The organism is Streptomyces sp. NPDC050433 (assembly GCF_044458565.1).
In the GTDB taxonomy this organism is placed as follows: Bacteria; Actinomycetota; Actinomycetes; order Streptomycetales; family Streptomycetaceae; genus Streptomyces.
This window is the reverse complement of the sequence record NZ_JBITIB010000029.1, coordinates 64,517-87,211: the sequence shown is the minus strand read 5'-3', so window position 1 is coordinate 87,211 and position 22,695 is coordinate 64,517. Positions and strand designations below refer to the sequence as shown.

The 22,695-nt window shown below is 70.3% G+C and carries 20 protein-coding genes and 1 pseudogene; 6 read left to right on the top strand and 15 right to left on the bottom strand.

Going from position 1 to position 22,695, the window contains the following annotated elements; translation table 11 throughout:
- Positions 1-146 precede the first annotated feature (146 nt).
- Positions 147-617, top strand: coding sequence for a DUF4396 domain-containing protein (locus ACIBLA_RS29645; RefSeq protein ID WP_399200392.1), 471 nt, complete (start codon positions 147-149; stop codon positions 615-617).
- 33 nt (positions 618-650) lie between these two features.
- On the opposite strand, the gene ACIBLA_RS29640 is transcribed toward ACIBLA_RS29645, so the two are convergent.
- From ACIBLA_RS29640 to ACIBLA_RS29625, 4 genes and pseudogenes are all read right to left on the bottom strand, one after another.
- Entirely contained in the window at positions 651-1,001 is a 351-nt protein-coding gene (locus ACIBLA_RS29640) for a hypothetical protein (RefSeq protein ID WP_363243286.1), read from the bottom strand.
- Positions 998-2,767, bottom strand: coding sequence for a cytochrome c oxidase subunit I (gene ctaD, locus ACIBLA_RS29635; protein ID WP_363243287.1), 1,770 nt, complete (start codon positions 2,765-2,767; stop codon positions 998-1,000). Before ctaD ends, ACIBLA_RS29640 begins: the two co-directional genes overlap by 4 nt.
- Positions 2,768-2,970: 203 nt before the next feature.
- Positions 2,971-3,654, bottom strand: a complete 684-nt coding sequence (locus tag ACIBLA_RS29630) for a class I SAM-dependent methyltransferase (RefSeq protein WP_363243288.1) — start codon at positions 3,652-3,654, stop codon at positions 2,971-2,973.
- A 47-nt stretch (positions 3,655-3,701) separates the two neighbouring features.
- Positions 3,702-4,776 (bottom strand): annotated as a pseudogene (locus tag ACIBLA_RS29625) (cytochrome P450).
- Here ACIBLA_RS29625 and ACIBLA_RS29620 point away from each other — a divergent pair.
- Entirely contained in the window at positions 4,673-5,386 is a 714-nt protein-coding gene (locus ACIBLA_RS29620; protein ID WP_399200406.1) for a hypothetical protein, read from the top strand. The pseudogene ACIBLA_RS29625 and the gene ACIBLA_RS29620 overlap by 104 nt on opposite strands.
- 89 nt (positions 5,387-5,475) lie before the next feature.
- Here the strand turns inward: ACIBLA_RS29620 and ACIBLA_RS29615 are convergent, their stop codons facing one another.
- Entirely contained in the window at positions 5,476-5,856 is a 381-nt protein-coding gene (locus ACIBLA_RS29615) for a DUF6221 family protein (protein WP_363243289.1), read from the bottom strand.
- 147 nt (positions 5,857-6,003) lie between these two features.
- Between ACIBLA_RS29615 and ACIBLA_RS29610 the strand changes: the two genes are divergently transcribed.
- Positions 6,004-6,558 (top strand): hypothetical protein, encoded by a 555-nt coding sequence (locus ACIBLA_RS29610; protein ID WP_363243290.1) that lies wholly within the window; start codon positions 6,004-6,006, stop codon positions 6,556-6,558.
- Positions 6,559-6,574: 16 nt separating this feature from the next.
- Here the strand turns inward: ACIBLA_RS29610 and ACIBLA_RS29605 are convergent, their stop codons facing one another.
- The 6 genes from ACIBLA_RS29605 to ACIBLA_RS29580 form a co-directional block, all read right to left on the bottom strand.
- Entirely contained in the window at positions 6,575-7,513 is a 939-nt protein-coding gene (locus ACIBLA_RS29605; RefSeq protein ID WP_399200404.1) for a CopD family protein, read from the bottom strand.
- Positions 7,514-7,675: 162 nt separating this feature from the next.
- Entirely contained in the window at positions 7,676-7,891 is a 216-nt protein-coding gene (locus ACIBLA_RS29600; RefSeq protein WP_363243291.1) for an EF-hand domain-containing protein, read from the bottom strand.
- 129 nt (positions 7,892-8,020) lie between these two features.
- The gene (locus tag ACIBLA_RS29595; protein WP_363243293.1) at positions 8,021-8,530 is read right to left on the bottom strand and encodes an ATP-binding protein; all 510 of its coding nucleotides are present in this window, start codon (positions 8,528-8,530) and stop codon (positions 8,021-8,023) included.
- 262 nt (positions 8,531-8,792) lie between these two features.
- Positions 8,793-9,563 (bottom strand): enoyl-CoA hydratase/isomerase family protein, encoded by a 771-nt coding sequence (locus ACIBLA_RS29590; RefSeq protein WP_399200391.1) that lies wholly within the window; start codon positions 9,561-9,563, stop codon positions 8,793-8,795.
- Positions 9,564-9,660: 97 nt separating this feature from the next.
- A complete protein-coding gene (locus ACIBLA_RS29585; RefSeq protein WP_363243295.1) occupies positions 9,661-10,935 on the bottom strand; it encodes an Ig-like domain-containing protein in 1,275 nt (424 codons plus the stop codon).
- 239 nt (positions 10,936-11,174) lie between these two features.
- Positions 11,175-12,398 (bottom strand): Ig-like domain-containing protein, encoded by a 1,224-nt coding sequence (locus tag ACIBLA_RS29580; protein WP_399200390.1) that lies wholly within the window; start codon positions 12,396-12,398, stop codon positions 11,175-11,177.
- Positions 12,399-12,686: 288 nt separating this feature from the next.
- Between ACIBLA_RS29580 and glgX the strand changes: the two genes are divergently transcribed.
- Positions 12,687-14,912: a glycogen debranching protein GlgX gene (glgX, locus tag ACIBLA_RS29575; protein ID WP_399200403.1), complete on the top strand. Its 2,226-nt coding sequence runs from the start codon at positions 12,687-12,689 to the stop codon at positions 14,910-14,912.
- A gap of 34 nt (positions 14,913-14,946) precedes the next feature.
- Here the strand turns inward: glgX and ACIBLA_RS29570 are convergent, their stop codons facing one another.
- From ACIBLA_RS29570 to ACIBLA_RS29555, 4 genes are all read right to left on the bottom strand, one after another.
- Complete coding sequence (locus tag ACIBLA_RS29570; protein ID WP_399200389.1) at positions 14,947-15,585, bottom strand: response regulator; 639 nt, start codon at positions 15,583-15,585, stop codon at positions 14,947-14,949.
- Positions 15,578-16,864, bottom strand: a complete 1,287-nt coding sequence (locus tag ACIBLA_RS29565; protein ID WP_399200388.1) for a sensor histidine kinase — start codon at positions 16,862-16,864, stop codon at positions 15,578-15,580. The genes ACIBLA_RS29570 and ACIBLA_RS29565 overlap by 8 nt, the downstream gene beginning before the upstream one ends.
- A 62-nt stretch (positions 16,865-16,926) precedes the next feature.
- On the bottom strand, positions 16,927-17,670 hold the full coding sequence (locus ACIBLA_RS29560; protein ID WP_399200387.1) for an ABC transporter permease: 744 nt from the start codon (positions 17,668-17,670) through the stop codon (positions 16,927-16,929).
- Between the two features lies 1 nt (position 17,671).
- On the bottom strand, positions 17,672-18,643 hold the full coding sequence (locus ACIBLA_RS29555) for an ABC transporter ATP-binding protein (RefSeq protein WP_363243300.1): 972 nt from the start codon (positions 18,641-18,643) through the stop codon (positions 17,672-17,674).
- A 135-nt stretch (positions 18,644-18,778) separates the two neighbouring features.
- Between ACIBLA_RS29555 and ACIBLA_RS29550 the strand changes: the two genes are divergently transcribed.
- Together ACIBLA_RS29550 and ACIBLA_RS29545 are read left to right on the top strand one after the other, a co-directional pair.
- Positions 18,779-20,620: an ABC transporter ATP-binding protein gene (locus ACIBLA_RS29550; RefSeq protein ID WP_363243301.1), complete on the top strand. Its 1,842-nt coding sequence runs from the start codon at positions 18,779-18,781 to the stop codon at positions 20,618-20,620.
- Positions 20,617-22,689 (top strand): ABC transporter ATP-binding protein, encoded by a 2,073-nt coding sequence (locus ACIBLA_RS29545; RefSeq protein ID WP_399200386.1) that lies wholly within the window; start codon positions 20,617-20,619, stop codon positions 22,687-22,689. Before ACIBLA_RS29550 ends, ACIBLA_RS29545 begins: the two co-directional genes overlap by 4 nt.
- The last annotated feature ends 6 nt before the right edge of the window (positions 22,690-22,695 follow it).

Below are 22,695 nucleotides of genomic sequence, written 5' to 3'. Positions count from 1 at the left end.
CCTGCGCCCACCGGCCCGTTCCGGGCGCTCGGAACGGGCCGGTGACCCGCACCGTTTCCAATATACCCCTGGGGGGTATATCATTCCTTTGTCGGGCCGGCACTGGGCCCGAGGCTCCGACGGACACGGAAAGAGGGGCGAGACCCATGGACCACACCGACCACGCGGGACACCTGCCGGGCGGCGCGTCCTGGAGCATGGCGGCCAAGGCGACGCTGCACTGCCTGACCGGGTGCGCCATCGGCGAGATCCTCGGCATGGTCATCGGCACCGCCCTGATGTGGGGCAACGTACCGACCATGGTCCTGGCGATCTCCCTGGCGTTTGTCTTCGGCTACTCCTTCACGCTCTTCGCGGTCCGCAGGGCCGGTCTCGACTGGAAGTCCGCAGTCAAGATCGCGCTGGCCGCCGACACGGTGTCCATCGCCGTCATGGAACTCGTCGACAACGGCATCATCGCGCTCACTCCCGGAGCGATGGACGCGCACCTGTCCGACGGATTGTTCTGGTACGCGCTCCTCGGCGGATTCGCCGTCGCGTTCATGATCACCACTCCGGTCAACAAGTGGATGATCGGCCGAGGCAAGGGCCACGCCGTCGTCCACTCCCTCCACTGAACCGGCGCCGCGCCCGCCGGCGGCGCGCCGCCGTCAGCGCGGGATGTGCCAGAGCACCACACAGGCGGCGCCGGTCAGCGCGGTGAGACTCGCGCAGACCAGGCGCCGCCTCAGCAATTCGTAACGCGCGGTGTACTCCGCCCGCAGTTCGGCGGCGCGCGCCACCACCGTCTCCAGCGCCCGGCGGGACATGGCGATGTGGTCCTGGGTGTAGAGGCCGACCACCTCTTCGTGCTGCGCGGTGGTCAGCCACGGCATCCGGTCGGCGAAGATCACGGCGTGCGTCCTGGCCTCCCGGACCCGGCTCTGGGCGAGCAGATAGCCCTCCAACTGCTGGATGCCCACGGAGGCCTCGCCCGGCGTCGGTGACGACTCGCCGGTCACGACCGGCCCTTGTCGTCCCCCGGAGGACCGACCACGCCCGCCTCCGGCTCCACGACGCCCCTGTGGCCTCCGTTGTGCGCTTCGTCGACGGCGGAGAACTCCGGGTGGTGCAGGTCGAACGCCGGGGCTTCGGAGCGGATCCGCGGCAGCGTGAGGAAGTTGTGCCGCGGCGGCGGGCAGGAAGTCGCCCATTCGAGCGAGCGGCCGTAGCCCCACGGGTCGTCCTCCCCGACGTTCTTCCCGTACTTCGCGGTCTTCCAGACGTTGTAGAAGAACGGCAGCATCGACAGGCCCAGCAGAAACGAGCTGATCGTGGAGATGGTGTTCAGCGTGGTGAATCCGTCGGCGGCGAGATAGTCCGCGTAACGCCGTGGCATACCTTCCGCGCCCAGCCAGTGCTGTACGAGGAACGTGCCGTGGAAGCCGACGAACAGCGTCCAGAACGTGATCTTGCCGAGCCGTTCGTCCAGCATCTTGCCGGTCATCTTCGGCCACCAGAAATGGAAACCGGCGAACATCGCGAACACCACCGTGCCGAAGACGACGTAGTGGAAGTGCGCGACCACGAAGTACGAGTCGGAGACATGGAAGTCCATCGGCGGTGACGCGAGGATCACCCCTGTCAGACCGCCGAAAAGGAAGGTGACGAGAAATCCGATCGACCAGAGCATCGGTGTCTCGAAGGACAGCGAGCCTTTCCACATCGTGCCGATCCAGTTGAAGAACTTCACACCGGTCGGCACCGCGATCAGGAATGTCATGAAGGAGAAGAACGGCAACAGCACGCCACCGGTGACGAACATGTGGTGCGCCCATACGGTGGCGGAGAGACCCGCGATGGCGATCGTCGCGCCGACCAGACCGATGTAACCGAAGATCGGCTTGCGGCTGAACACCGGAATGATCTCGGTGACGATTCCGAAGAACGGCAAGGCGATGATGTAGACCTCGGGATGGCCGAAGAACCAGAACAGGTGCTGCCACAGCAACGCGCCGCCGTTGGCGGAGTCGAAGATGTGCGCGCCGAATTTCCGGTCGGCTTCGAGGGCGAGGAGCGCGGCGGCCAGTACGGGGAAGGCGAGCAGGACCAGTACGACGGTGAGCAGCACGTTCCAGCAGAAGATCGGCATCCGGAACATCGTCATGCCGGGTGCGCGCATGCAGACGATCGTGGTGATGAAGTTGACCGAGCCGAGGATCGTGCCGAAACCTGAGAAGGCCAGACCCATGATCCACAGGTCCGCGCCGATGCCCGGTGAACGGACCGCGTCCGACAGCGGCGAATAGGCGAACCAGCCGAAGTCCGCGGCCCCTTGCGGAGTGAGGAAGCCGGCCACCACGATGGTCGAGCCGAAGAGATAGAGCCAGTAGGCGAAAATGTTCAGCCGAGGGAACGCCACATCGGGCGCCCCCAGCTGGAGCGGCATGATCCAGTTGGTGAATCCGGCGAACAGCGGCGTCGCGAACATCAGCAGCATGATCGTGCCGTGAATCGTGAACGCCTGGTTGAACTGCTCGTGCGACACGATCTGGATACCGGGACGGGCCAGTTCGGCGCGCATGACCAGCGCCATGATTCCGCCGATGATGAAGAAGGCGAACGACGTGATGAGGTAGAGCGTGCCGATCGTCTTGTGGTCGGTGGTGGTCAGCCACTTGATGACGACATTGCCGGGCTCCTTGCGCCGTACCGGCAGCTCGTTCTCGTACGAGTCGTCGTCGCTCTCCCGCTGGGCGTCGACGTCAAATCCGGGCTGTGCTGCCACACCAACTCCAGTTCGGTCACCGACCACCGACGCGAACTCGCCTATGCCGGCAGGGCAAACCCAGACAGAAAAAGATGATTACGCCCGCAATGTATGGCATGCCGGTTGCGCGCACTCACACAGAAGGGGCCATCAGGCCCTCTTTCACACGTTCGTGGGGCCCGCCGGTGCGCACGTCGACCACGTACACCTGATGATCCTCATTACGCCCCGGACCCGGCGGCCCTCGCCCTGACGGCGAGCACCACGGGCGTCGCACCGCCGGACTCGGCGAACCGCTCCGGCGTCAGGCCGGCGTCCAGGAACGCGTGCAGCAGCTCCGGCAGCGGGCGGTGCGTGGCGCCGACCTTGGCCCGCAGGCCCTGGTCCGTCCAGGAGTCCGTCGTCCAGTGCCCGTCGAGATAGCCGGGCCGGACGACGACCGCGTCCGGGTCGCTGCGGTCGGCGAAGCTCCCGCAGAAGCAGGGGTGGACGCCGATGTGTACGAACACTCCGCCGGGGCGCAGCACCCGCGCGACCTCGCGGAGCACTGCCGGGTAGCCGGGCATGTCCGTGTGCGTCATCACCGTGAGGGCCGCCGGGACCGACGCGGTGCGCAGCGGCAGGCGCTCGGCGTCCGCCCGTGCCACCGGCAGCCGGGCGCGCGCGTGGCTCAGCATTCCGGTGGAGAGGTCCACGCCGACGGGTGTCCGGCCGAGTGCCCGGACGCGGGCGGCGTGGATGCCGGTGCCGCAGCCGATCTCCAGGCAGCTGCCGGTGCCCTCGCCGAGCAGGTCGTCGATGAGGTCGCCGAGACCGAGCGGGTCCGCGTGCCCGGTGTCGCTCGCCGCGAGGAAATCGTGCTCGTACCAGTCCGCGATCTCGTCGTACACCGCCGTCGTCGCCATGGACCCGCCCTTCCGTTGTTCCGTCGCCCTGGGCCAAGGATGACCGGTCAGGCTTCGAGACGCACCGGTAGCGTCGCCGAGCTGTTGGAGAACAGGGAGGGCACGGGGATCAGTTCGTCCGGGTCGACTGCCAGCGTCAGCCCCGGATACCTGTGGAACACCGCCGGGATCGCCAGCGCCGCTTCGAGCCTGGCCAGCGGGGCGCCGAGGCAGAAGTGCGGGCCGTGGCTGAAGGCCAGGTGCTTGCGCTGCTCCCTGGTGATGTCGAACTCGTCCGCCGTTTCCCCGTGTTGGGCTCTGTCGCGGCCGACAGCACTGTACGGGGCCATGATCGCCTCGCCCTTGGGGATCCTTACGCCCGCGATCTCGACGTCCTCCAGCGGGTAGCGGAAGGGGAAGTTGCCGATCGGCGCGTCCCAGCGCAGGGTCTCCTCGACCACCGCCGCCCAGACCGCCTCGTCGCCCTGCTCGGCGAGGGTGCGCTGGTCGGGGTGGGTCAGCAGGGCGCGTACGGCGTTGGTGATCAGGCTGAGCGTGGTCTCCTGCCCGGCGGCGAGCATCAGCAGGAGTGTGCCGACCAGTTCCTCCTCGCTGAGCGAGTCGGGGTCCGCCTCGCGGGCGGCGATGAGAGCGCTGGTCAGATCGGCGCCGGGGCTCCTGCGGCGGTCGTCGACCACTCGGGCGAGCAGCTGGTACTGCTCTGTCTGACCGGCCATCACTTCTTCCGGTCCCAGGTCGAAGCGGAAGACGTTGTCCATCAACTCCTTCAACCGGGGCCGCTCGTGCTCCGGGACGCCGAAGAGTTCGCAGATCCCCCGCATGGGCACCGGGTGGGCGAAGTGGCGGCGGAGGTCGACGCCGCCGTCCACGTCCGCGTGCGAAGGGAGCGCGTCCAGAAGCTCGTTGACGATCTGTTCGATGGGCGGGCGCAGCTCCTGGACCCGGCGGGGTGTGAACGTCCGGGGTGACCAACTTCCGGAGCCTGCCGTGTTCCTGGCCGTCTGCGGTGACCATGTTGGTGACCTTCACCATGCCGATCAGCGGCCAGCCGTCGGACATCTCACCGCGCAGGACGGCGTTCCAGTTGCGCCAGTCCTTGCTGAAGCGAGGGTCGGCGATCATGTCGTTCAGCAGGGCATGGCCGGTCACCGGCCACGCCATGACGTCTCCGGGCAGTTGGATACGGACCACGGGACCGAGTTCGCGGAGTCCGGCCGCCTCGCCGTGGTGGTCGCTGCCGTGCGGGTCGAGGGTGACGACCGGTATCTCCGCCGAGGAGGAGGCCGCCGCTCGTAAGGTCCTGTCGCTTCTCCAGCGTTCGGTCGTACGTCTGCACCCGGCTCGCCAGCTCGGCCAGCGAGAGCCGCTGCGACTCCTCGCGGTCGTCGGCCGCCTCGGTGACGGCGGTCAGCAGCCGGTCGAACCACTCGGCGACGCCCGCACCCAACTCGGCGTCGGTGTAGTGCGGTTCGGGGATCTCGGCCCGGTGCTGGACGAAGCTGTGCCAGTACGCTTCACGGCTGCCCGATTCGGCCCGTACACGCTCCGCCTCTGCCCGCCGCTCCGCCGCGTCCGACACGGCGTCACGGTGCTGTCTGCGCAGGGACTCCATGGCCGCGAGGACGAGCAGGGCGACCGCGCCGTACGCCACCGCTGCCCCGATGTGTACGCCGGCCAGCGGCACCGCGCCCGCGGCGAAGGCGAGCAGGGCCGGCTCGAACACGGGCGGTGACCTGCCCGTTTCGCCTCGCGAACCTCCTCGGCGGAGCCCGTACCGACCGCCGGTCCGCCGATCCGCCGGTCCGCCGGTCCGGAGACGGTCTAGCGCGCGAAACGCGGCAGCCACTTCGCCTGGTAGTCGCTGTGCCCGGCGTGTTCGGCCGCCATCTGCCGTACGACGAAGCCCAGTCCCACGGCGCGGCCCGAGGCGAAGTCGTGCTCGGGGCGGTCGACATCCAGGTGCGCGACCTCCGCGTACTCGCCCAGGAGGACTCTGCTCGTCTCGATACGGCGCAGGGTGCGGGCCGGGTCCTGGAACGCGATGTGGCGGTCGTACCCCTGTGTCCGCACGCTGAACGAGATCGCGCCGGAGCGGTCGTGGACCTCGCCCGGTGCTTCGGGCGGGCATCGCCAGTGCTCCCCGCCGGCCGCCCGCGCGATCTGTTCCTCCTCGTCCAGGCGTGCCCGGACAAAGGCCAGCATCTTTGTGTTGTCCGCTCTCACGTTCCGCCTTTCACGTTTCCAACAGAGAATGCCGCACGGAGGCGGTGGTCGGCACGTCCGCGGTTCCGTGCGGCAGGATGTGCCGGCACGCCTCTGCACCAGTGAACGAATCGGAGCCGACCAGCCATGCACCCCGTGTACCCCACGTACCCCGACAGTTGCTGGGAGCCGGTGCCCTCCCGGTCGACCGCGAGCCTCGTGGCGCGCTTCGTCCTCACGGTGCTCCTGTTGCCGCTGCACTGGGCTCTCGTCCTGGTGGGGACGGTCACGCTGCTCGCGTTCAGTCTGGTCGCCGATGTGCTCAGCCTGATCCCCGGCGCGGAGAAGGGCTTCCTGAAGGGCATCGACAGGCTGGGCGACCGCGTACAGCTGTGGCCCCGCTGGTTCGTGTCGTGGCCCGAACTGCGGCACGAGGGCGACGCGGCCTTCTACCGGGTGCGCGCCGACGAGGCCGTGGCGGAGCGGACGCGCGCGGCGACCACCGCCCGCAAGGGCGTGGTGCCGCCGTGGACGTGCGTGATTCCGATACGCAAGTACCGCGCCGTGGGCGCCGGTTACGTGCTCAGGGCCGCCGAGGCGCAGGGCTGGGCGCTGCGCCACGACGAGTGGTCGGACCTGCCGAACGAGATCAGGCTGCGGCGCGTTCCCGAGGAGCCGGTGCCGGACGTCGCGGCGGCCTGAGACTCGCACCCGGGCGTCAGCGGGTGCTCAGCCAGTGCGGGTCGGGGACCACGGTGAGAACGGCGGAGAGCAGCACCACGGCCGCCAGCACGGCCAGTTCGACGCCGGCCGCCCCGTGCGCGTCGCGGCTGCGCAGGAGGCGTCGGCGCGCGGCCAGGGCGAGCGCGCTCGCCACCGCGACGAGTACGAGCTTGGCGATCAGGACACGGCCGTACGCCGACGTCAGCACCACGTCGGCGGGCAGCCGGCGCAGCGTGGACAGGGTGCCGGTGGCCGCCAGCACCACCAGCAGCCAGACGGCGCCCCGCGCGTAGCGGGCCAGCACGGCGCGGGCGTCCGACGGGGCGGCGCGGCGCAGCCACATGGTGCGCAGGACATGGCAGAGGCCGCCGGCCCACAGGGACGCGGCGGTCAGATGGACGACCGTGAGGGCGGTGCCCCACTCCGGTGAGTACGGCTCCGGGTGAGCGCGCAGCGCCTCGGCGAGGATCACCCCGGCCAGCGGGACGAGCGCCCGGCGCGGGCGGCCGGCGCCGGCGCATCCGGCGGCGAGCAGGAAGCCGTTGGCCATGACGAGCAGCAGGCCGCCCTCACGGGTGCCGTACGTCGCGGCGATGTCGAGGTCGCTCACCACGGCGAGGACCACGATCTGCCCGGCGGACGCCGCGGCTCCGGCGAGCGCGGCGGGGAGCGCCAGGGAACGGGGCAGCGGGCCGGTCCGGGCGAGTGCGGCGCCGGCCAGTTCACCGAGGTGCAGCGCGAGCGCGGTGAAGACCACGGCCCGCAGGAGGGAGGTGCCGCCGGCGGCGGGGATGCGCAGTTCGCCGGTGCCGCGCGAGGCGAGGCCCGCGCCGTACAGCACGACGAGCAGCGCCAGCACGGCGCCACCGACGACCGCGCCGACGACCGCGCCCCGCCTCGGCAGCCTTGCCCCGCCCGGTTCTGAACGGGCTATGGATCCAGGGTCTGTCGTTTGGATCAGGCCGGGCTCGCGGTCCCTGGCACGCTCGCCGCGTTGTCGTCGGTCGGCATGGCTCCGCCATGCCTCCCTCCTCCGCCTTGCGACCGCACGCACCAGACCCCGCTCCCTGATCCGGCCTGATCCAAACGACAGACCCTAGCCCTTGGCGCGGGACGCCAGGAATTCCTCGAAGGTGAGGAGTCCGTCGTTGTTGGAGTCGTGGGCGTTGATCACGGCCTGGGCGACGGTCTCCGTCACATGGAAGTCGCCGAGCTGCGCCATCGCGCTCTTGTACTCCGACGCCGTGATCAGCCCGTCGTTGTTCGCGTCGAAACGGTCGAACGCCTTGCGAGCCTCTTCGATGTCCGCCACTGCTTCCGCCCCTTCTTGTGCCTTACTGACAAAGGTCAGATTATCGGCACGCCCCGGCCACTTCGGCGGCAGCCCGGCGAAGGCCCTGCTGGGCGGATGCCCGCTCAGAAATCCCCGCTCAGGGGGCTCTCAGGGGTGACGGTCGGAGACCCGCATCTCGAACCAGGTCGTCTTGCCGCGCGGCAGCAGATCCACGCCCCACCGGTCGGAGAGCTTGTCCACCAGGGACAGCCCTCGTCCGCTGGTGTCCAGGTCGCGCACCGGCAGCAGGCACGGCAGCCCGCGGGAGGGGTCCCTGACCTCGATGCGGATCCAGCCGCGGCGGCGCAGCATCCGCAGGCCGAAGACGCGTGCCCCGGTGTGCCGTACGGCGTTGCCGACGAGTTCGGAGACGAGCAGCACCGCGTCCTCGGCCATCTGCGGGGTCAGCGCCCACTGACGCAGCACGATGATGTGGGTGAGTCTGCGCGCCGCGAGCGCGGACTCGGGGCGGGAGGCCAGCCGGACTTCCCCCTCTGTCGGATTCCCGAACAGTTCGAGCACTCCGCGCGCCTGTTCGTCCTCGACGGCTGGAGTCAAACGCGTAGCGGTCGCGTCGCCGCCATGCCGCGGTTGTTCCACACCCTCAAGACCCGCCATGCGCCCATCATGGCTGCCCAGAGGGGCTCTCGGGGCCGTTCCGGGGGAATCGGCACCCCCGAACGGCCCATCCCCGCAACCGGGTTTGGCATATGACCATGGCAGGAAGCCCCCCTCGCCACCAACCCTGATCTGCGATAACACGTCACGCACGGGTGATCACGAGAAGTGATCGAAAGCTCCGCCTTAAGGCTGCGTTAAGGCGGAGCTGAACCGGGCGCCAGGTTGACGGACCCGATCCGGTTGTCCAACCGGCAAGCGATCAGAGGAACTTGGCCTTGCCCGGCCCCTCCTCCACGAAGCTGCGCATGCCGCGCTCGCGGTCCTCGGTGGCGAACAGGCCCGCGAACCAGTTGCGTTCAAGCGCGAGACCCGTCTCCAGATCCGTCTCCAGGCCCGCGTCGACGGTCTCCTTGGCCGCCCGCAGCGCGAGCGCCGGGCCCTGGGCGAGCTTCGCGGCCCACGCGTGCGCCTGCTCGTACACCTCGCCGGCCGGTACGACGCGGTCGACGAGCCCCAGCGCGAGCGCCTCGGGCGCCTTCACCTGACGGCCGGTGAAGATGAGGTCCTTGGCCTTGGAGGGGCCGATCAGCCGGGCGAGCCGCTGGGTGCCGCCCGCGCCGGGGATCAGGCCCAGCAGGATCTCGGGCTGGCCGAGCTTCGCGTCGTCGGCGGCGATCCGGAAGTCGGCGCACAGCGTCAACTCGCAGCCGCCGCCCAGCGCGTAGCCGGTGACGGCGGCGACCACGGGCTTGGGGATCCGCGCCACGGCCGTGAACGACTCCTGGAGTTCCCGCGCGCGTACGACCATCGCCGCGTGGTCCATGTCGCGCATCTCCTTGATGTCCGCGCCGGCGGCGAACACCTTCTCGCCGCCGTAGAGGACGACGGCCCTGACGTCGTCACGGCGGCCGGCCTCCACCGCGAGTTCACGGAGCCGGTCCTGGATCGCGATGTTCAGCGCGTTCATGGGCGGGCGGTCGAGCCGGATGGTGCCGACGCCGCCGGAGACTTCGAGATTCACAGATGACATACCAGGCAGGTTAGATCCTGTCCGCGCCCCCGGTCCCGTCACAGATGAGGCCCGGCGCACCCGGTGGGGTGCGCCGGGCCTCAGGTCCCGCGGCGTACTACTTCGTCCACTCGGCCCAGGACATGTTCCAGCCGTTGAGGCCGTTGTCCGGGGCGATCTTCTTGTCGTTGGAGTTCTTCACGATCACCACGTCGCCGATGATCGACCGGTCGTAGAACCACGCGGACGGCGTGTTCTTGTCGTAACCGCCGCGGACGTCGCGCAGTCCGACGCATCCGTGGCTGACGTTGGCCGAGCCGAACGTCCCCGCCGACGCCCAGTAGTTGCCGTGGATGAAGGTGCCCGACGTGGACAGGCGCATCGCGTGCGGCACGTCCTTGATGTCGTACTCGCCGCCGAAGCCCACCGTGGCGCCGTTCATCCGCGTCACCTTGTGCTTCTCGCTGATGACCATCTCGCCGTTGTACGTCGTGGTCGCCGGCGCGCCGGCCGTGATGGAGATCTTCTTGATCTGCTTGCCGTCCTTGACGACCTTCATCGTCTTGGCCTTGGCGTCCACCGTGGAGACCATCGAGCGGCCGATGGTGAACTTCACCGTCTTCGCCTGCTCGCCGTACACGCCGGGCCGCCCCTCGACACCGTCGAGGTTCAGCTCCACGGTCACCTTCGTGCCCGCCGCCCAGTACTTCTCGGGCCGGAAGTCGAGCCGGTCGTTGCCGAACCAGTGCCCCTCGATGGGCACCGACGGCTCGGCGGTCACCTTGATCGCTTTCTCCACGGCCCCGGGATCGGTGATCCCCCGCGTGAAGTTGAGCGAGACCGGCATCCCGACGCCGACCGTCGAACCGTCCTCGGGCGTGTAGTGCCCGATGAAGGTGTTCTTCGGTACGAGGGTGGTGAACGTGGTGTCCTTCGCCGACACCCGGCCCTCGGAGTCCTTGGCTATCGCGTGCACCGTGTACTTGGTGGCACCGGCCAGATGCCGGGCCGGTGCCCAGGCCGTACCGCCGGCGGCTATCTCGCCCTCGACGGCGTTGCCCTTGCTGTCCTCGACGGTGACGCTCGTCAACTTGCCCTTGCTCGCGGTGACCTTGAGCGCGCCGCTCGTCGCGACGGACTTCGCACGGTCCTTGGGGGCGACCGTCACGACGGCCTGCGAGGCCGTGGTCCCGACCTTCCCGCCGTCCTTGTCGCTCTTGCCGTCATCGCCCTCGTCGGAGCCGCCGCCCCCACCGCACGCCGTCACGAACAGCAGCAGGCTCCCCAGCGCGAGCGCCGTCAGCCCGCGGCCCCGCCCACGGCCACCCCGTCCGCGCCCGCCCCGTACACGGCCGGCTGTCGCCGATGCCCCCGATATCGGCTGACCGTTCAATGGTCGTCTCCCCTTCACACGGCCGGGCCCCGCCTCGGCCTCGGAGCCGGGTGCGAACGACGCACGACCGGGCTCCACACCCCCGCGCGCTTCGTTCGCGCGCACGACGCAAGACAATCACACCGCAGGCCGTCCGGGACCTCCCGCGAATGTCACTGTTCCGTCCCAACGTCTCCTGGAATCAGGGACGGTCGTGCAGGTGGGGGCGGGTGCGAGGGGAGCCGCGCGACTCCGCGCCGTCAGCCGCCGACCGCGGAACCCGCCTTCCACTTACGCCAGTCGAGGTTCCAGCCACTGAGCCCGTTGTCCGGATCGACTGTCCTGTCCGGGGAGTTGACCACTTCCACGACATCGCCGACGAGTGTCCTGTCGAAGAACCAGCCCGCCGGGGTGTCCGCGCTGCCGCCCTTGACGTCGCGCAGACCGACGCATCCGTGACTGACGTTCTTCGAGCCGAAGGTGTCGGGGGCGGCCCAGTAGTTGCCGTGCAGGAACGTCCCCGATGTCGTCAGCCGCAGCGCGTGCGGCACGTCCTTGATGTCGTACTCGCCGCCGAAGCCCACCGTGGCACCGTTCATCCGCGTCACGTCGTACAGCTCGGTGACGACCATCTTCCCGTTGTACGTCGTGGTCTTGGGCGCCCCCGCCGTGATCGGCACCGTCGACACAAGCGCGCCGTCGCGCCGTACCTCCATGGTGTGTTTCTCGGCGTCCACGCGGGACACCTGGGAGCGGCCGACCGTGAAGCCGACGGTCTTCTCCTGGATACCGAAGACTCCCGGCGCCGCCTGCACGTCCCGCAGCCGCAGGTCGACCGTGACCTCGGTACCCGGCTTCCAGTACGTGCGCGGCCGGAAGTCCAGACGCTGACCGCCGAACCAGTGGCCGACGATCTCGACCGGCGGGTCCGAGGTGACGCGGATGGCGCGCTGCACGGCGGCGCGGTTGTGGATCTTCCGGTTGAAGTCGAAGGAGACGATCATGCCGGTGCCGACGGTCGAGCGGTTCTCGGGTTTGAAGTAGCCGATGAAACGATGCTTCGGCACGGCGGTGGTGAAGGTCGAGTGCCGGGCCGAGCGGCGGCCCGCACCGTCCACGGCGACGACGTCGACGCTGTACTTCGCGGCGAGCGCGACGTTCGCGCCCGCCTTCGGCGTCCACACGAGCCCGTCGTCGGAGATCCGCCCCGGCAGCTCCGTGCGCTGCGCCTCGTCGACCTGTGCGACCTCGACCCGCTCCAGCCGGCCGTCCGGGACCCTCACCTCGATCCGGTCGCCGCGTTTGATGTTCCCGGCCCCGTCATCGGGGCTGATCCGGATCGTGTCCCCGGGCGCCTGGGACTTGCTTTCGGTGAAGGTCTCGCCGACGGTGCAGCCCGTCAGTCCGGCCAGTCCCGCCATCAGTCCTGCCCATGTCAGGACGGCGGTCACTCCGGTCCTTGCCCGCTTCAGTACGTGTGTCATGCCCCGCCCAACGACGACCCCCCTCGGAGGGAAACGTGAGTGCGGGCCTTCCGGCGGGCAGAACTCGGAGGAGGACCACGCGGGGGGAGCCACGGCCGGGACGCCGTGGCCGCCGGATGCGCGGGGCCGACGAGCCGGGAGGCCTGACAGGTGGCGAGCGCAGCCGAGCGGGAGACAGTGCGGGAACCGGTCCCCGATCCGATGATGGATCACGTGAGAGATCCGGTCGACGAGGTCGAAACAGCGAACGGGCAGCAGGCAGGAAGGACGCCGGAGGCCGTCGGAAAGGTGGCCTCCGCCGCTCCCCCGCCCGAGGTGTGGCCGGGGGCGCCGACACCGCTGGGGGCCCGCTTCCGCGTCGGGCCCGACGGGGTCGCGGGTACGAACTTCGCCCTCTGGGCGGGCGGCGCCGAGGCCGTGGAGCTGTGCCTCTTCGACGACGCCGAACCGCCGGGCGCCGACGCCGGCGACGACGCGGCCTCCATAGGAGGCGGTGTCGTGGAGACCCGCCTCCCGCTGACCGAGCTGACGCACGAGATCTGGCACGGCTTCGTGCCCGGCGTACGGCCCGGACAGCGGTACGGCTACCGCGTACACGGCCGCTGGGACCCCTGGACGGGCGCCCGGTGGAACCCGGCGAAGCTGCTGCTCGACCCGTACGCCCGCGCCGTCGACGGCGACTTCGCGCTGCCGCCCGAGGTGTACGGCCATGTGCGCGACTGGCCGCAGCAGCAGGTCGCGGACACGGTGCGCGACGAGCGCGACTCGGCGCCGTACGTCCCCAAGGGCGTCGTCGTCCACGACGACGCCCCCGGCGACGAGTGGGCCGACGACCGGCGCCCGAAGACGCCCTGGGCGGACACGGTCATCTACGAGCTGCACGTACGCGGCTTCACCATGCGCCATCCGGGCATCCCCGACGAGCTGCGCGGCACCTACGCGGGCCTCGCCCACCCGGCGGCGATCGAGCATCTCGTACGGCTCGGGGTGACCGCGGTCGAGCTGCTGCCGGTGCACCAGTTCGCGCACGAGGACCATCTGCTGCGGCGCGGGCTGCGCAACTACTGGGGCTACAACTCCGTCGGCTACTTCGCCCCGCACGCCGGCTACGCCGCGGGCGGCACCCGCGGCCGGCAGGTCGACGAGTTCAAGCAGATGGTGCGCGCCCTGCACGCCGCCGGGATCGAGGTCATCCTCGACGTCGTCTACAACCACACGGCGGAGGGCGGCGAACTCGGCCCGACGCTGTCGCTGCGCGGCATCGACAACCGCGGCTACTACCGCCTCCAGCCCGACGCCCGCCGCTACGCCGACTACACGGGCTGCGGCAACACCCTCGACGTCGTCCAGCCACAGGTCCTGCGGCTGATCACGGACTCGCTGCGGTACTGGGTGACCGAGATGGGTGTCGACGGTTTCCGCTTCGACCTGGCGGCGGCGCTGGCCCGCTCGATGCACGACGTCGACATGCTCTCGCCCTTCCTGGCGGTGATCGCGCAGGATCCGGTGCTGCGGCGGGTGAAGCTCATCGCGGAGCCGTGGGACGTCGGCGACGGCGGCTACCAGGTGGGGGCGTTCCCACCGCTGTGGACGGAGTGGAACGACCGCTACCGGGACGCCGTACGCGACTTCTGGCGCGGCGCCACACCCGACGTACGGGATCTGGGCTACCGGCTGTCCGGGTCGAGCGACCTGTACGCCTGGGGCGGCCGGCGGCCGTACGCCTCCGTCAACTTCGTCACCGCGCACGACGGTTTCACGCTGCGCGATCTCGTCAGTTACGAGCAGAAGCACAACGAGGCCAACGGCGAGGGCAACAGGGACGGCACGGACGACAACCGCGCCTGGAACTGCGGCGTGGAGGGTGAGACCGACGACCCCGGGATCAACGCGCTGCGGCGGCGGCAGCTGCGCAACCTCCTCACCACGCTGCTGCTGTCGACAGGGGTGCCGATGCTCGTCGCGGGCGACGAGCTGGGCCGTACGCAGGGCGGCAGCAACAACGCGTACTGCCAGGACAACGAGACCAGCTGGCTCGACTGGTCGCTGCTCGACGAGCCGGGCTCCTACGGCCTCTACCGGCTCACCAGGCGGCTGCTGGCGCTGCGGCACGCCCATCCGGTGCTGCGCCGCCGGGCGTTCTTCTCCGGCCGCGCGCAGGCGCCCGACGGGCTGCGCGACCTGGCGTGGTTCCGGCCGGACGGCAAGGAGATGACCGAGGGGGACTGGTACGCGCCCGCGTCGACGCTGGGGCTGTTCCTGTCGGGGCGCGACATCGCGGGACGCGACGCGCGCGGGCGGAAGATCACCGACGACAGCTTCCTGGCGGTGCTGCACTCGGGCGCGGAGCCGGTGGACCTCGCGCTGCCGGGCCCGCCGTGGGCGCGGTCGTACGAGCTGGTGGTCGACACCTCGTCGGAGGACCAGGACGAGGCGCCGGGGACGGTGCTGGACGGAGGGACGGTCACGACGGTGCCCGCGCGGTCGGTGCTGCTGCTGCGGGTACGGGGGTGAGGCCGCCTTCTTAGGAGGACGGCGGGCGGGCTGCTCAGCCGAGGATCTTGCGGTCGTACCCCACGGCGACCGCCGCCGCCCGGTCCTTGACGCCCAACTTGGCGTAGATGTGCGTGAGATGCGTCTTCACCGTGGCCTCGCTGATGAACAGTTCGGCGGCGATCTCACGGTTCGGCGTGCCCCGCGCGACGAGTTCGAGGACTTCGCGCTCGCGCGCCGACAGCGCTTCGTTGCCGGCGACCGGAGTACGGACGCGGGAGACCAGCCGGGACGCGACCGCGGGCGAGAGGACCGTACGTCCCTCGGCCGCCGCCCGTACCGCCGTGAACAGCTCCTCACGCGGCGCGTCCTTGAGGAGATAGCCGGTGGCGCCCGCCTCGATCGCGGGGATGGTGTCGGAGTCCGTGTCGTACGTGGTCAGGACGAGAACCTTGGCACGGGCCCGGTGCCTGGTCAGCGCCGCGATGGCGGCGACGCCGCCGCCCTCCGGCATCCGCAGGTCCATCAGGACGACGTCCGGGTCCAGCCGCAGCGCCAGCTCGACCCCCGCGACACCGCCGGACGCCTCCCCCAGCACCTCGAAGCCGGCGGCCGATTCGAACATGCCGCGCAGACCGTCCCGTACGACGGGATGGTCGTCGACGACGATCAGGGTGATGGTCCGCTCAGCCATGGCGGACCAACGGTACGCGAGCCGAGACCGCCGTACCGCCGCCCTCCTCCGACTCGACGGTGACGGTGCCCGCGATGCGCTCCGCGCGGGCCCGCATGCCGTCGAGTCCGAAGCCGTTCGCACCGGAGCGCGGGCGCAGCACGAGCGGGTCGAAGCCGCGGCCGTCGTCGCGTACGTCGAGGGTGATCTCGTCGCCCATGTACGACAGGGTGACGCCCGCCCGGCGGGCCGAGGCGTGCCTGGCGGTGTTGGCGAGGGCTTCCTGCGCGATGCGCAGCAGGGTCGCGGCCACCTCGTCGTGCAGGGGCTCCTCGGTGCCGGTGACGGTGAACCGGGCCTGGACACCGGTCCGCTCGGCCCAGTCGGTGACGGCCTTCTCCAGGGCCTCGACGAGGGTGTCGTGGTCCAGGGCGGCGGGGGCGAGATTCCGTACCGAGCGGCGCGCCTCGCCGAGGCTGTGGCGGGCGAGGGCGGCGGCGCGCGTCAGATGCTCGCGGGCCAGCTCCGGGTCGGAGGTGGCGGTGACCACCTGGAGCTGGGCGATGATGCCGGTCAGCCCCTGGGCGATGGTGTCGTGGATCTCGGCGGCGAGCCTGCGGCGCTCGTCGGCGACACCCGCCTCCCTGGCCTGGACGAGGAGTTGGGCGTGCAGGCCGGCGTTCTCCGCCATCGCCTGTTCCAGGCGGGCGTTGGCCTGTTCCAGCTCGGTGATGGTCGTGGCCCGCTCGGCGGCGATCTCGGCCTCCCGGCGACCGAGATGGCCGAAGACCAGAGTGAGCGAGCCGTTGAGCAGCAGGAGCCCGCCGAAGAGGACCCACTGGAGGGCGCTGTCGGGCGGCAGGCCGCCGGACTGCGAGCCCGCCATGGTGACGGAGGTGACGAGCAGCCCGGCGCGGACGGCGCGCTTCGGCAGGATGAAGGAGGTGTCGAAGTAGCCCATGACCGCGTAGATCGAGAACAGCGGGTTGAGCCAGGTCAGGACGAAGGCGTTGGCCGTCCGTAGGACGTAGTACACCCAGCCGGTGGCCGAGGGCTCCCGCTCGCGCATCGGCCGGCCGCGCTCTATCCAGCTCCACCACAGCTGGAGTGCGACGGCGACGACGACCAGCGCACCGGCCACGCAGGTCTCGGTGCGGGTCATGCCGAAGGCGTTCACGCTGAGGGCCGAGATCACGGTGGAGAGCGCCAGCAGGGCGTAGGGACCCTGTCGGTGGAACTGCTCCCACCGCTCCTCCAGGGAGACGGGCGCGCGCCGCCCCTCGGCTGTCGTCATCCCCATCCCCTCAGTGTGCCCTCCCTAGCAGGCGGCCGGCCGGGGGCGGTCCGCCCGTCCGGTGATGCTCATTCCCAGCGGAACCAGCGGGCGGCGCCCGCGGTCAGGGCGACCGCCCACAGGGCCATCACGCCCAGGTCCACCCAGTGCGGCCAGCCGCCGCGCATGGCGGCGTCGAGGGCTTCGGAGGCGGCGCCCATGGGCGAGTAGCTGACGATGTCCCGCAGCAGGTCGGGCATCGTCTGGACCGGCAGCCACACGCCGGCGGTGAACATCGAGGGGAAGAACAGGGCCGAGCCGATCGCCTGGCCGGCCCGCTGCGTCCGGGCGATCGCGCAGACCAGGCCGCCCAGCGCCAGGGCGGTCACCGTCGCGAGGACCAGCGCCAGCAGATAGCCGGCGATCTGTTCCGGCAGGGCCACGTCGAAGGCGATCCTGCCGACGGTGATCACCAGCGCGGCCGAGGCGAGCGCGCCGGCGCCCAGCAGGACGATCTGCGAGGAGAGCAGCGTGCTGGGCCGCACGGGCGTCGTGGACATACGGCGCAGGATGCCGCGCTCGCGGTAGCCGATCAGGATCGGCGACATGGCCTGGAGACCTGCCATGATCACGGCGAGCAGGGCGGCGACGGGGACGTACAGGTCGATGACCCGTCGGCCGCCGAGGTCGGGGTCGACGTCGCCGAAGCCCGGAATCAGTCCGAGGATCACCATCAGGAGGGTCGGGAAGGCGATGATCCAGAACAGCACGCCCGGCTCGCGGGTCAGCAGGCGCGCCTCGGTCTTGAGGACGGCTGTGGAGGCGGAGGCCATGTCAGACCCTTTCTTCGGGCTGCGGGGCGGTGACGGTCGGGGTGGCGGTGGCGGTCGTCGTCATGGTCGTCCCGGTGTCGTTCTCGGTCAGGTCCAGGAACGCGTCGTCCAGCGTGGCCTCGGTGACCCGGAGCTGGTGAGCGGTGATGCGGTGCCGGGCGAGCACGGTGATGACCGCGTTGACGGTCTCGTCGGTGCCATTGATGACGATCCGCTCGCCCTGCGTCTCCACGGACGCCGCCTTGGGCAGCGCGGCCAGTTCCTCGTCCGGCAGGGGCTGCGACGGTGTGAAGGAGATGACGGTGGACGCCGTCGAGCGCGCGATCAGCCCGGACGGGGTGTCGAGCGCGGCGACCTTCCCCCGGTCGATCACGGCGATCCGGTCGCAGAGCCGCTGCGCCTCCTCCATGAAGTGGGTGACCAGCAGCACCGTCACCCCGGAGTCCCTGATCTCCTCGATCAGACTCCAGGTGTCGCGGCGGGCGCGCGGGTCGAGGCCGGTGGTCAGCTCGTCGAGTACGACCACCCGCGGACCGCCGATCAGGGCCAGCGCGATGAACAGCCGCTGCTTCTGGCCGCCGGAGAGTTTCGCGAAGCGCGTGGAGAGCTTTGCCTCAAGTCCGAGGCGGCCGGCGAGCGGACGCCAGTCGGCGGGCTTCGGGTAGAACGCGGAGTACAGCTCCAGCGCCTCACGCACCGTCAGCTTCGCCTGGAGTTCGCTCTCCTGGAGCTGTGCGCCGAGGAGCTGGGTGACCTGCTGGTGGTCGCGGACCGGATCGAGTCCGGCCACCCGGACCGTGCCGGCGTCGGGGACCCTGAGCCCTTCGATGCATTCGACGGTCGTCGTCTTGCCCGCACCGTTGGGACCGAGGATCCCGAAGATCTCACCTTCTTCGACGGTGAAGTCGACACCGTCGACGGCGGGCTTTCCCCCGTAGGCCTTGCGCAGGCCGTTGACTTCGATAATCGCCATGGCGGCAGGATGCCCTCGAACGGCGCAAAGCGGCATCCGCCATCGCGCTCGACCCGGCATCATCCGATCGGTTGATGCCGACGTCAGCCGGAAATCGATGGGCAGTGTCAGTGGTGAAACGTAGGCTCGCCCCTGATGCCGACCTCTGAAGATGTATCTACCAAGGACAGACCCGCCGTCCAGAACCGCTCCGCCGTGCGTTCCCTGCTCAGGCTGTGGCCGTACGTACGGCCCGTGCGCGTGCGCCTGTTCAGCGCGGCGTTCGTCGCGGTGCTGGCGTCGTGCCTGGGACTGGTGATCCCTCTCGTCCTGAAGTGGATGGTCGACGGTCCGATCGCGGACGGCGACACGGGCGGCATCTGGCTCGGCGCGCTGTATCTGCTGCTGCTCGGGATCCTGGAGGCGGGTCTGTTCGGCATCCGGCGATGGCTGGTGGCGAGGCCGCTGGCGGGGGTCGAGGCGGCGATGCGGGCGGATCTCTACCGGCATCTCCAGCGGCTGCCGATCGCCTTCCACGACCGGTGGCCGTCGGGCCAGTTGCTGTCGCGCGGCACGACGGACCTGATGCTGCTGCGGATGTTTCTGGCCTTTCCGCTGACCTTCCTGCTGGTGAACGGGACGACGATCCTGGTCGGATTCCTGATTCTGCTGATGCAGGAGTGGACGCTGGGGCTGGTGCTGCTGGTGCCCGTGGTGCCGCTGGTCATCCTCTGTTCGGTCTTCGAGGCGAAGTACTCACTGGTGGCGCGCAAGGCGCAGGACCAGGTCGGTGATCTGACGACAGTGGTCGAGGAGAGCGTCCTCGGCGTACGGATCGTGAAGGGCTTCGGCCGCCACCGCAGCCAGGCCCTCGCGTTCCGGTCGCTCGCGGAGCGGCTGCGCGGTACGGAGCTGGGCAAGGCCCGGCTGCTGGCGGGCATCTGGGCGCTGATCATGGTCATCCCCGAGGTGGCGATCGGTGCGGCGCTGGTGCTCGGTACGGTCCAGGTCGCCGACGGGCATCTCTCGACGGGCACGCTGGTCGCCTTCCTGTCGACGGCGCTGGCGCTGCGCTGGCCGGTGGAGTCGATCGGCTTCCTGCTGGCGATGAGCCAGGAGTCGGCGACCGCGACGGAGCGGTTCTTCGAGGTGATGGACGCCAAGGAGGAGACGGCGGACGCGGCGGGCTCCTCGGTGGCGGACACCGAGTCGGACGGGCTGCGCTTCGAGGGGGTCTCGTTCCGGTACCCCGACGCGGAGGCCGGGTCCGTGCCCGTCCTGGCGGAGATCGACCTGCACATCAGGTCCGGCGAGACCATGGCCCTCGTCGGCGGGACGGGCTCCGGAAAGACGACGCTCACCGCGCTGGTGCCCCGGTTGCACGAGGTGACGGGCGGGCGGATCACGCTCGACGGCGAGGACATCACGCTGATGCCCCGGCAGCGGCTGCGGGAGCTGGTGTCGGTGGCCTTCGAGGAACCGACGCTCTTCTCGGCGACCGTCGGCGAGAACGTCCGGATGGGCGCCGAGAGCGCGGACGACGCGGCGCTGCTGCGGGCGCTGGGCGTGGCGCAGGCGGACTTCGTCCAAGAGTTGCCGCAGGGGGTGGACACGGAGGTCGGCGAGCAGGGACTGAGCCTCTCCGGCGGCCAGCGGCAACGGCTGGCGCTCGCGCGGGCGGTGGTCGGCAGACCGCGCTTCCTGGTGCTGGACGATCCGCTGTCCGCGCTCGACGTCCACACGGAGGCATTGGTGGAGGCCGCGCTGCGCCGGGTGCTTGAGGAGACGACGGCCCTGGTGGTGGCGCACCGCCCGTCGACGGTGATGCTGGCGGACCGGGTGGCGCTGATCTCGGACGGCCGGATCAGCGCGGTGGGGACGCACCACGAACTGCTGCGGAGCAACGCGGAGTACGCGTGGCTGATGTCGGGCGCGGACACGGATCGGGACCCCGCGAACGACATCGACGCGGAAGCTGTCGAGGGGAGCATGCGATGACGTCGTCGCCGACGACCACGAGCGACGGCCCGACGGAACCGGACGGCCCGAGCGCCGAATCGGACGCCAACGGCGCACAACAAGCTGCCGACGCGCAGCGGCTGGGTACCGGTGCAGGTAAGGGCATTGGTGCCGACGTGGGCACGCTGAAAGTCGACGGCCCGAAGCCCGGTGCGGACGGGTACCGCGCCGGTACGGGAACGCCCCATGCCGTGAGGGACCGTCCGGTGGGTGTCTCGGCCACCATCGAACCCGGCACCGGCTCCCTCGACTCCGCCGACGACCCCTTCGCCCAGGACGCCCTGCCCGCTCCTCCCGGTGCCACCGGGGCGCTGCTGCGGTCGCTGTTGCGTGCCCGGCGCGGGCTGGTCGTCGTCGCCGCGCTGTTCCTGCTGCTCCAGCAAGCCGCCGTGCAGGCCGGGCCGTTGCTCGTCGCGTATGCCATCGACCGCGGCGTGCCCGCCTTCCGTGCCGACGACAACGGCCCGCTGATCGCGGTCGCCGTCGGCTATCTGTTCTGCGCCGCCGGAGCCGGGATCTTCCAGTACGCCTTCATCCGCGCGTCCGCCCGCGTCAACCAGGACGTGCTCCTCGATCTGCGCGGCCGGATCTTCCGCCATGCCCAGGCGCTGAGCGTGGACTTCCACGAGCGCTACACCTCGGGACGGCTGATCTCCCGCTCCACCACGGACGTCGAGTCCCTGCGCGAACTGCTCGCCGAAGGGCTCCAGGAACTCATCGGCGTCATCCTCGCCTTCGTCTACATCTCGGCGATGCTGCTCTATCTGGACCTCGGCATCGGCGGACTGGCCGTGCTCTCCTTCGTACCGCTGTACGCGCTGGTACGGCTGTACCAGCGGCGGGCCGGTGCCATCTTCGGCAAGCGCTCCACCGCCATCGCCGCGGTCATCGTGAAGTTCGCGGAGACGATGAACGGCATCCGTCCCGTACAGGCGTTCCGCCGCGAGCGCGCCAACGACGCCGACTTCCACGCCCTCAACCACCACCACGAGCGCACCAACGGCGACGCGCTCCTCGAAATGGCGCGCTACGTGGTCGGTTCACGGCTCACAGCGAACGCCGCCGTCGCCGGCATCGTGCTGTGGGGCGCCTTCCGGGTCGCCGACGGGACACTCGCCCTCGGGGTGCTCGCCGCGTCGGTGCTGTTCCTGCGGAGGCTGTACGACCCGATCGACAGGCTCGGGATGTTCCTCAACTCCTACCAGTCGGCCGCCGCCTCCCTGGAGAAGATCGCGGGCCTGCTCGCCCAGACCCCGTCCGTGCCGGAGGCGGCGGACCCGCGCCCGCTGCCGGAGCTGACGAGCGGGTATCCGGGCAGGGAGGTCGTGTTCGACTCGGTCAGTTTCTCGTACCGTACGGGCGGCGAGGTCCTGCCCCGCTTCGACCTGACGATCCCGGCCGGCCAGACGGTCGCCGTCGTCGGCTCGACGGGCGCCGGCAAGTCCACGCTGGCCAAACTGCTGGCCCGGTTCTACGACCCCACCGAAGGCCGCGTCCTGCTCGACCGCACCGATCTGCGCGACCTGGACACCCCCGAACTGCGGCGCGGCGTCGTGATGGTGACCCAGGAGGCGTTCCTCTTCTCCGGCACGGTCGCCGAGAACATCGCGATCGGCCGTCCCGACGCGTCGCGCGACGAGATCGAGCGCGCCGCGAAGGCGATCGGCGCGCACGACTTCATCAGCGGTCTGCCCGATGGGTACGACACGGACGTACGGAAGCGGGGTGGCCGGATCTCGGCGGGCCAGCGCCAGTTGGTGGCGTTCGCCCGCGCGCTCCTCGCCGACCCCTCCGTACTGATCCTGGACGAGGCGACGAGTTCTCTCGACATCCCCGGTGAGCGGGCCGTGCAGCGCGCGATGGACACGGTGCTGGGCGGCCGTACGGCGGTGGTGATCGCGCACCGCCTGTCGACGGTGGAGATCGCCGACCGGGTGCTGGTGATGGAGCACGGCCGCATCGTGGAGGACGGCTCCCCGGCCGAACTGATCGGCGGCATCGGCCGGTTCGCGGGCCTGCACCGCGCCTGGCGGGACAGCCTGGCCTGACACCCC

Bases quoted from the DNA above. Each gene is read 5' to 3' on its own strand.
- ACIBLA_RS29550 (WP_363243301.1), top strand. From the start codon at position 18,779: ATGCCGACCTCTGAAGATGTATCTACCAAGGACAGACCCGCCGTCCAG.
- ACIBLA_RS29645 (WP_399200392.1), top strand. From the start codon at position 147: ATGGACCACACCGACCACGCGGGACACCTGCCGGGCGGCGCGTCCTGG.
- ACIBLA_RS29570 (WP_399200389.1), bottom strand. From the start codon at position 15,585: ATGGCTGAGCGGACCATCACCCTGATCGTCGTCGACGACCATCCCGTC.
- ACIBLA_RS29610 (WP_363243290.1), top strand. From the start codon at position 6,004: ATGCACCCCGTGTACCCCACGTACCCCGACAGTTGCTGGGAGCCGGTG.
- ACIBLA_RS29555 (WP_363243300.1), bottom strand. From the start codon at position 18,643: ATGGCGATTATCGAAGTCAACGGCCTGCGCAAGGCCTACGGGGGAAAG.
- ACIBLA_RS29615 (WP_363243289.1), bottom strand. From the start codon at position 5,856: ATGCTGGCCTTTGTCCGGGCACGCCTGGACGAGGAGGAACAGATCGCG.
- ACIBLA_RS29545 (WP_399200386.1), top strand. From the start codon at position 20,617: ATGACGTCGTCGCCGACGACCACGAGCGACGGCCCGACGGAACCGGAC.
- ACIBLA_RS29560 (WP_399200387.1), bottom strand. From the start codon at position 17,670: ATGGCCTCCGCCTCCACAGCCGTCCTCAAGACCGAGGCGCGCCTGCTG.
- ACIBLA_RS29630 (WP_363243288.1), bottom strand. From the start codon at position 3,654: ATGGCGACGACGGCGGTGTACGACGAGATCGCGGACTGGTACGAGCAC.
- ACIBLA_RS29565 (WP_399200388.1), bottom strand. From the start codon at position 16,864: ATGGGGATGACGACAGCCGAGGGGCGGCGCGCGCCCGTCTCCCTGGAG.
- ACIBLA_RS29595 (WP_363243293.1), bottom strand. From the start codon at position 8,530: ATGGCGGGTCTTGAGGGTGTGGAACAACCGCGGCATGGCGGCGACGCG.
- ACIBLA_RS29580 (WP_399200390.1), bottom strand. From the start codon at position 12,398: ATGACACACGTACTGAAGCGGGCAAGGACCGGAGTGACCGCCGTCCTG.
- ACIBLA_RS29590 (WP_399200391.1), bottom strand. From the start codon at position 9,563: ATGTCATCTGTGAATCTCGAAGTCTCCGGCGGCGTCGGCACCATCCGG.